7 protein-coding genes are annotated in these 8004 nt (G+C 67.9%); 5 read left to right on the top strand and 2 right to left on the bottom strand.

The features are described from left to right. Positions 1 to 101: 101 nt before the first annotated feature. Together D3654_RS12060 and D3654_RS12055 are read right to left on the bottom strand one after the other, a co-directional pair. A complete protein-coding gene (locus D3654_RS12060; RefSeq protein WP_120521741.1) occupies positions 102 to 2015 on the bottom strand; it encodes an ABC transporter ATP-binding protein in 1914 nt (637 codons plus the stop codon). Then, a complete protein-coding gene (locus tag D3654_RS12055; RefSeq protein ID WP_120521740.1) occupies positions 2012 to 3679 on the bottom strand; it encodes an ABC-F family ATP-binding cassette domain-containing protein in 1668 nt (555 codons plus the stop codon). Before D3654_RS12055 ends, D3654_RS12060 begins: the two co-directional genes overlap by 4 nt. 205 nt (positions 3680 to 3884) lie before the next feature. On the opposite strand from D3654_RS12055, the gene D3654_RS12050 reads away from it, so the two are divergent. The 5 genes from D3654_RS12050 (at position 3885) to D3654_RS12030 (ending at position 7885) form a co-directional block, all read left to right on the top strand. After that, positions 3885 to 4607: a hypothetical protein gene (locus D3654_RS12050; protein WP_120521739.1), complete on the top strand. Its 723-nt coding sequence runs from the start codon at positions 3885 to 3887 to the stop codon at positions 4605 to 4607. Next, on the top strand, positions 4604 to 5305 hold the full coding sequence (locus tag D3654_RS12045) for a hypothetical protein (protein ID WP_120521738.1): 702 nt from the start codon (positions 4604 to 4606) through the stop codon (positions 5303 to 5305). Before D3654_RS12050 ends, D3654_RS12045 begins: the two co-directional genes overlap by 4 nt. A gap of 266 nt (positions 5306 to 5571) precedes the next feature. Continuing rightward, a complete protein-coding gene (locus D3654_RS12040) occupies positions 5572 to 6384 on the top strand; it encodes an amino acid ABC transporter substrate-binding protein (protein ID WP_120521742.1) in 813 nt (270 codons plus the stop codon). 15 nt (positions 6385 to 6399) lie between these two features. Next, the gene (locus tag D3654_RS12035) at positions 6400 to 7065 is read left to right on the top strand and encodes an amino acid ABC transporter permease (RefSeq protein WP_120521737.1); all 666 of its coding nucleotides are present in this window, start codon (positions 6400 to 6402) and stop codon (positions 7063 to 7065) included. Continuing rightward, positions 7052 to 7885, top strand: a complete 834-nt coding sequence (locus D3654_RS12030; RefSeq protein ID WP_120521736.1) for an amino acid ABC transporter ATP-binding protein — start codon at positions 7052 to 7054, stop codon at positions 7883 to 7885. The genes D3654_RS12035 and D3654_RS12030 overlap by 14 nt, the downstream gene beginning before the upstream one ends. Positions 7886 to 8004 lie beyond the last annotated feature (119 nt).

Genomic DNA, 8004 nt, shown 5'->3' with positions numbered 1-8004 from the left:
CCTCGCCCGACGGATCTATCGAACCCTCAACGCGACAAACCACACCCGCAGCCAGGCTTGACGAACTATAGAAGGGTCAACAACTGCCAGTCAGTTGGGGCTCACAGCTCCGGAACGGCCTCCTGCGCCACGGCCGTCGCCTCCGCGAACTGGGTGTTGTACAGCTCGGCGTAGCGGCCGTCGGCGGCAAGCAGTTCGGCGTGCGTCCCCCGCTCGACGATCCGGCCGTCCTCCACCACCAGGATGGCGTCCGCGGCGCGGATCGTGGACAGCCGGTGGGCAATCACGACGGCGGTCCGGCCCTGGAGTGCCTCGCCCAGGGCCGCCTGCACGGCGGCTTCGCTCGTGGAATCCAGTGCCGCCGTCGCCTCGTCGAGGATGACCACGCGGGGCTGGGCGATCAGCAGCCGGGCAATGGTGAGCCGCTGCCGTTCGCCGCCGGAGAGGCGGTAGCCGCGCTCCCCCACCACCGTGTCCAGGCCGTCCGGCAAGGACCGGACCATGGCTTCGAGGCGGGCACGGCGCAGCACGTCCCACATTTCCGCGTCCGTGGCGCCGGGCCGGGCCAGGCGCAGGTTGGAGGCGATGCTTTCGTGGAACAGGTGCCCGTCCTGGGTGACCATGCCCAGCGTGTCGCGGAGGGAATCGAAGGTGGCGTCCCGGATGTCCAGGCCGGTGCCGGGGCCGTAGCCGCCCAGGCGGACCGCACCGGAGTCGACGTCGTACAGCCGGGACAGCAGCTGCGCCACGGTGGACTTGCCGGCGCCCGAGGACCCCACCAGGGCCACTGTCTGCCCGGGCTCCACCCGGAAGCTGATCCCATGCAGCACCTCCTCGCCGCCGCGGGTGTCCAGGATCGCCACTTCCTCGAGGGAGGCCAGGGATACCTTGTCTGCGGACGGGTAGCCGAAGCGGACGTCGTCGAACTCCACCGCCACCGGGCCCTCCGGGACGGCCACGGCACCAGGTTTCTCGCGAATCAGCGGTTCCAGGTCCAGGATTTCAAAGACCCGCTCGAAGCTGACCAGGGCGCTCATGATCTCCACCCGGGCGTTGGACAGCGCGGTGAGCGGGGCGTACAGCCGGGTGAGCAGCAGCGCCAGCACCACGACGTCGCCGGCTGCCAGCTGCTTCTGGAGCGCGAGCCAGCCGCCCAGCCCGTAGACCAGGGCGAGCGCGAGCGCGGAAACGAGGGTGAGGGCCGTGATGAAGGTGAACTGCAGCATGGCGGTGCGCACGCCGATGTCCCGGACGCGCCCGGCCCGCAGGGCGAACTCGGCGGACTCGTCGGCCGGGCGGCCGAACAGCTTCACCAAGGTGGCGCCGGGGGCGGAGAAGCGCTCGGTCATCTGGGTGCCCATGGCCGCGTTGTGCGAGGCGGCCTCGCGGCGGAGGTCGGCCAGCTTGGAGCCCATCCGCCGGGCCGGAATAAGGAAGACGGGCAGCAACACCATGGCCAGCACTGTCACCAGCCACGAGGTGTTCAGCATGACCACCAGCGTCAGGGCGAGGGCCACCAGGTTGCTGACCACCCCGGAGAGTGTGCCGGCGAACGCGGACTGGGCCCCGATGACGTCGTTGTTGAGGCGGCTGACCAGCGCGCCGGTGCGTGTGCGGGTGAAGAAGGCGATGGGCATCCGCTGGACGTGGTTGAACACGCGGGTGCGCAGGTCCACGATCACGCCTTCGCCGATCATGGAGGACAACCAGCGCGTCAGCAGCCCCAGCCCGGCCTCCGCTACGGCCACGATGGCGATGAGCACGGCCAGCCAGATCACCTCACCGGCGTCGGAACCGGCGATGATCGTGTCCACCACCCGTCCGGCGAGCACCGGGGTGGCCACCGCGAGGATGGCCCCGCCGATCGAGGCGAGCACGAAGGCGATCAGCCGGGTGCGGTGCGGCCTGGCGAAGCCCAGCACGCGCTTGAGGGTCTCCTTGGAGAACGGCTGGGAGCCGCTTTTGGCCCGGGTGATGTTGTAGAGCGAGGTCCACGCCACGCGGTCCATGCTCATCGTTGTGCGCCTCCTGTTGCGGTGTGCTGCAGTTCAGTGACCTGTCCGTTTTCAACGTGCCAGCGCACGTCCAGCCGGACGTTTTCGAGCAGGCGCCGGTCGTGGGTGACCAGCAGCAGCGCGCCGTCGTAGCTGTCCAATGCCTGTTCCAGCTGTTCGATGGCCGGCAGGTCGAGGTGGTTGGTGGGTTCGTCGAGGACCAGCAGGTTCACGCCGCGGGCCTGCAGCAGGGCCAGGGCGGCACGGGTCCGCTCCCCCGGCGAGAGCGAATCGACGGTCCGGGAGGTGTGATCGGCTTTCAGCCCGAACTTCGCCAGCAGCGTGCGCACCTCGGCGGTGGGCCAGTCGGACAGCACGGTCTCGACGGCGGCCGCGAGGGTGAGGTGCCCGGCCAGCAGGCCGCGGGCCTGGTCGATTTCGCCGATGGCGACCGAGACCCCCAAGGAGGCTTCGCCGTCGTCGGGCTCCGTGATCCCGAGCAGGAGCCGCAGGAGGGTGGACTTTCCGGCGCCGTTGGGTCCTGTGATGCCGATCCGATCGCCGGCGTTCAATTGCAGGTTCACCGGTCCCAGCGTGAAGTCCCCCTGGCGCACGACGGCGTCCCGCAGCGTGGCGACCACCGAACTGGAGCGCGGGGCGGAACCGATGCTGAACTGCAGCTGCCATTCCTTCCGCGGCTCTTCGACTTCCTCCAGGCGGGCGATCCGGGACTCCATCTGGCGCACCTTCTGGGCCTGCTTCTCGGCTGATTCGGTGTTGGCTGCGCGGCGGTTCTTGTCGTTGTCCGGGTTCTTCTTCATCGCGTTCCGGACGCCCTGCGAGCTCCATTCGCGCTGGGTGCGCGCGCGGGAAACCAGGTCGGCCTTGGTACTGGCGTATTCCTCGTAGCGTTCGCGGGCGTGCCGTTTGGCGACGGCGCGTTCTTCGAGGAAGGAGTCATAGCCGCCGTCGTACACGGACACGGAGTTCTGGGCCAGGTCCAGTTCGACCACCCGGGTGACGCAGCGGGCCAGGAACTCCCGGTCGTGGGACACCAGCACCACGCCGCCGCGCAGGCCCTGGACGAACTTCTCCAGCCGGTCCAGGCCCTCGAGGTCGAGGTCGTTGGTGGGTTCGTCGAGGAGGACCACGTCGAAGCGGCTCAGCAGCAGGGCCGCGAGCGCCACGCGTGCGGCCTGGCCGCCGGAGAGCCCGGTCATGAGGGCGTCGTGTCCCGTCTCCAGGCCAAGTTCGGCCAGGACCGCGGGAATGCGTTCCTCAAGGTCGGCCGCGCCGGAGGCCATCCAGCGGTCGAAGGCCACGGAGTAGGCGTCGTCCGCTCCGGGCGCGCCGCTGCCCAGGGCTTCCGCGGCGGCTTCCATCTCGGCGGTGGCCTCGGTGCATCCGGTACGGCGGGCGATGTAGGCCGCCACTGTCTCGCCGGACGTCCTTTCGTGCTCCTGCGGCAGCCAACCGACGAAGGCGTCAGCCGGGGCAAGGCTGACCGTGCCTTCCTGCGGGCGGTCCGCCCCGGCCAGGATCCGCAGCAGCGTGGACTTGCCGGCACCGTTGGCGCCCACAACGCCCACCACGTCCCCCGGCGCAACCGTCAGGGAGAGCTTGGAGAACAAGGTGCGGTGACCGTGGCCGCCGGAAAGATCCTTGGCGACAAGTGTTGCAGTCATTGTTCAATCCTCTCACCGTGCCGGCACGCGGGCGGACCGCTGCACGGCACAACGGTTCCGGGCACAGTATGTCGGGGCAGTCCGGGCATGGAAAAACCCGCTGGTCCGGACTTGGGGGGTGTTCGGACCAGCGGGTTCGGGAATCAAGCATAATTCAAGGGGTCCAGTACGTAAAATCACCGCACACCAGATTCGAAAGCCGAGTATGTCCCTCCCTTCCAAAGCGTTCCAGCGCTGGCTGCATGGAGTTGCCCCGGGCGTCAGCACTTCCGACGTCTGCAGGGCCTCCGGCGTGAAACGGACCACCCTGGCCCAGCAGATGGTCCGCGGAAAGGTGGCGGAATCATCGCTGGTGCGGATCAGCCGTGCCCTGGAACTCAATCCGGTGTCCGCCCTCGCGTCCTTCGATTCCTACGCGGACCTGCGCGGCACTCCGGTGGCCCCCACGGATGCCGAGCTCATCAGCCAGATCGCTGCCATGGACCTGCTCCGGGCCGTCATCGCCCGGAACGACCCGGGGGCGCCGCAGCGCTTTGAGCTGGTTGCCGTCCCGCATGAAACTTCCGTCCGGAGCTGGGTGGAGGCGATCGACGACGGCGAGTTGCGGCACCGGGTCAGCCACGCCACCGGAATCGCCCCGCAGAACTTCTCCGCCCACCTGACGGCGAACCGGATGCCCCCGGAACTGGCCGTCGCCACGGCCCGAGAGGCCGGAGTCGGGCCCGCCGGCGGACTGATCGCCAGCGGGCTGGTCAGCGAAGAGGAAGCCGGATGGCCGATCGGGGCCAGGCGGGCGGCCCTCGACCGGCTGGGCACCGCCGACCTGGTCTCCCTCGCCGGAGACCGACTGCAGGCACTGGGCAAGTCCCTGCACCGCCAGGAACACGAGAAAGACCGCACCGAACGAATCTGGGAGAACCTGGGATGACCGCCGCCCTGCCATGGCTGACACTCGTTGTCTGCGTTGCACTGACTGCGGTGCGGGTGCCCAGCGCGATCCGGGGCCAGAACCGGACCATGTTCTTCCTCTTCGCACTGCTCTCCGTGGACATCCTGCTGAGCATCCGCGAGCCGTACCTTGCCCTCGACGCGGTGCTTGGCGGGTTCAACCTGGCCAACCTCCTGCTCCGGTTCCTGCTCTACGGCAGCTTCCTGCTGCTCGGGGTCAGGACCGCCGCCGCCTTCGGTTCCTCGGCCGGGATGCGCGCAATCCGCGGACCGGTCGGCATGGCGGTGCTGGCCTTGGTCGCGGTGCTGACGGCCTGGATCTTCTTCTCCATGGATACGAGGGGGTCCACGGCCGGATTGTCCGGGCTTCCGCAGACAGCGTCCCTGGAAAGCTACGCGGCGTTGGGCAGGCTCTACCCCGGCTACGTGGCCGCCTGCCTGCTTCCGGGCATCTGGCAGGCTGTCCGCGGTTCGGGCCCGGCCCTGTTGCGCCTCGCCTCGGGAACCTTGTTCCTGGGCTTCTGCCTGTTGCTCCTGTCACAGGGGTTCCCGTTGGTTCCGGAATCCGCGTCCTGGCTGCGTCCGGCGATCAATTACTCGGCAGCACTGGCCAGCGCCTTGGGCCTGGGCGGGATCTGGCTCTCGAAATCCCTTGCCCGGCGCAGGGCCCGTGGCTAACGTTTGGTGAAGAAATCCAGAACATACCGCGTAACCTCTTTCACAAACCCATTAGAACGTGCCACAATAATGATTGTGTGAATGAGACGCAGCCTGGCCCTTGAATCATGAACGGGTTTCGAGAAGCCGTGGCGCGGACAGGATCACCATTGGGGGGATGAGTGGTGGCGGGCTGTTGGGGACCGCCCCCACTCAGCCTTTTTAACGGCTGTTTCGGAGGCCAAGCCAAGCCGGGTACGGCAGGAACCCATGGCAAGATGGCATTCATGAAAAGCCTGCTCACCCGCCGCACCGCACTTTCCGCAGCATTCGCCGCGGCCGCCCTCACCCTGGCTGCCTGCGGCGGAAGCCCCGCACCGTCGTCCGGCTCCGACACGTCCCTTTCCGACATCAAGTCCAAGGGCGAGATCGTGATCGCCACGGAAGGCACCTACCGGCCCTTCAGCTTCCATGAGGAAGGCTCGGGCAAGCTCACCGGCTTCGACGTGGAAATCGCCGAGGCCGTGGCGGCAAAGCTGGGCGTCAAGGCAACCTTCCAGGAGACCCAGTTCGACGGCATCTTCGCCGGCCTGGACGCCAAGCGCTTCGACACGATCGCCAACCAGATCTCAATCAACGACGAGCGCAAGGCCAAGTACGCCCTGTCTGCCCCGTACACCGTGTCCACCGGCGTCGTGGTGACCAAGTCCGACAACTCCAGCATCAACAGCTTCGCAGACCTCAAGGGCAAGACCACCGCGCAGTCGCTCACCAGCAACTTCTACAAGCTGGCCGTGGATGCAGGCGCCAACGTCCAGGCGGTTGAAGGCTGGGCCCAGGCCGCCACACTGGTCCGCCAGGGTCGCGTGGACGCCACGGTCAACGACAAGCTGACGTACCTCGACTACGCCAAGACCACCCCCGATTCCGGGCTGAAGGTCGCCGCCGAAACCACGGAGAAGACCGAGAGCGCCTTCGTCTTCCGCAAGGGATCCACGGAACTGACCAACGCCGTCGACAAGGCGCTGGCCGATCTCCGCGCGGACGGGACCCTGGCGAAGATTTCGCAGAAGTACTTCGGCGCGGACGTCACCAAGTAGCCGGCAGGCCCACGGATGACTTTCAACTGGGACCTCGTGTGGAGTTCCTTCGGGCCGATCGTCGGCGGCGCCGTCACCGGCACGATCCCGCTGACCCTGGCCTCCTTCGCCTTCGGGCTGCTGCTCGCCCTGGTCGTCGCGCTGCTGCGGCTGAGCCCCAACAAGGTCCTCTCCGGCGTCGCCCGTTTCTATGTCTCGGTCATCCGGGGCACTCCCCTGCTGGTGCAGCTGTTCGTAATCTTCTACGGCCTGCCCAGCCTGGGAGTGCGGCTTGAGCCTTGGCCCAGCGCCATCATCGCCTTCTCGCTGAACGTGGGCGGGTACGCGGCGGAGATCATCCGGGCGGCCATCCTCTCGGTGCCCAAGGGGCAATGGGAGGCCGGGCACACCATCGGCATGTCCGGCGCCCAGACCCTGCTGCGGATCATCCTGCCGCAGGCCGCCCGCGTGTCGGTGCCGCCGCTGTCCAACACCTTCATCTCCCTGGTGAAGGACACCTCGCTGGCCTCCCTCATCCTGGTGACCGAGCTCTTCCGCAACGCCCAGCAGATCGCGGCGTTCAGCCAGGAGTTCATGGTGCTGTACCTTGAGGCAGCCCTGGTCTACTGGGTGGTGTGCCTGGCCCTGTCCACCGCGCAGTCGGCCCTGGAACGCAGATTGGACCGCTATGTCGCCCACTGATCCCGTTGCCCCTTCCCTGGTACTCTCCGCCCGCGGGCTCACCAAGTCCTTCGGCAGCAACACCGTGCTGCGCGGCATCGACCTCGACGTCCGCCGCGGCAACGTGGTGGCCCTGATCGGGCCTTCCGGTTCCGGCAAGACCACCGTGCTGCGCTCCCTCAACGGCCTTGAAGTGCCCGACGGCGGCACTGTGGCTTTTGGGGGCGCTGCGCCTTCCGGCGTCGCTTCCGGCGGTGGGGCCGCCTCTCCGGGCGGGGCGTCCCTGGCGCTCGATTTCGGCGGACCAGTCGGCAAGCGCGGGATCGCGGCGCTCCGGGACCGCAGCGCCATGGTCTTCCAGCACTACAACCTGTTCCCGCACATGACGGTGCTGAAGAACGTCACCGAAGGCCCGGTCCAGGTCCAGAAACGCCCCAAGGCGGAGGCCGAAGCCGAGGCCCTGCGGCTGCTGGCCCGGGTGGGACTGGCGGAGAAGCGCGACGCCTACCCCTTCGAACTCTCGGGCGGCCAGCAGCAGCGCGTGGGCATCGTGCGCGCCCTGGCGCTGAAGCCGCAGCTCCTGCTCTTCGACGAGCCCACTTCGGCCCTCGACCCGGAACTGGTGGGCGAGGTCCTGACGGTCATCAAGGAACTCGCCGACGAAGGCTGGACCATGGTGATCGTCACCCACGAACTCAGCTTCGCCCGGCATGTGGCGGACGAGGTGGTCTTCATGGACGGCGGCGTGGTGGTGGAGCGCGGACCCGCCGCCGAGGTCCTGGCCGCCCCGAAGCAGGAACGCACCAAGCAGTTCGTCAAGCGGATCCAGCACGAGGTCTAGACCCAACTGACTCGCAGTTGTTGTCGTTATGAGGCCTCAATTACCCAGGGGCTTCGCCCCGCCGTGGGCATGGAAAATGTGTGCAGGGGCGGGGTCTCTGGCGTGGTGCCGGTTGCGCG

The sequence above is a fragment of the Arthrobacter celericrescens genome, assembly GCF_003614925.1.
Taxonomy (GTDB): domain Bacteria; phylum Actinomycetota; class Actinomycetes; order Actinomycetales; family Micrococcaceae; genus Arthrobacter; species Arthrobacter celericrescens.
The sequence above is the reverse complement of the archived record's forward strand: the minus strand, read 5'-3'. Positions and strand labels throughout refer to the sequence as shown.

Bases quoted from the DNA above. Each gene is read 5' to 3' on its own strand.
- D3654_RS12040 (WP_120521742.1), top strand. From the start codon at position 5,572: ATGAAAAGCCTGCTCACCCGCCGCACCGCACTTTCCGCAGCATTCGCC.
- D3654_RS12050 (WP_120521739.1), top strand. From the start codon at position 3,885: ATGTCCCTCCCTTCCAAAGCGTTCCAGCGCTGGCTGCATGGAGTTGCC.
- D3654_RS12035 (WP_120521737.1), top strand. From the start codon at position 6,400: ATGACTTTCAACTGGGACCTCGTGTGGAGTTCCTTCGGGCCGATCGTC.
- D3654_RS12055 (WP_120521740.1), bottom strand. From the start codon at position 3,679: ATGACTGCAACACTTGTCGCCAAGGATCTTTCCGGCGGCCACGGTCAC.
- D3654_RS12030 (WP_120521736.1), top strand. From the start codon at position 7,052: ATGTCGCCCACTGATCCCGTTGCCCCTTCCCTGGTACTCTCCGCCCGC.
- D3654_RS12060 (WP_120521741.1), bottom strand. From the start codon at position 2,015: ATGAGCATGGACCGCGTGGCGTGGACCTCGCTCTACAACATCACCCGG.
- D3654_RS12045 (WP_120521738.1), top strand. From the start codon at position 4,604: ATGACCGCCGCCCTGCCATGGCTGACACTCGTTGTCTGCGTTGCACTG.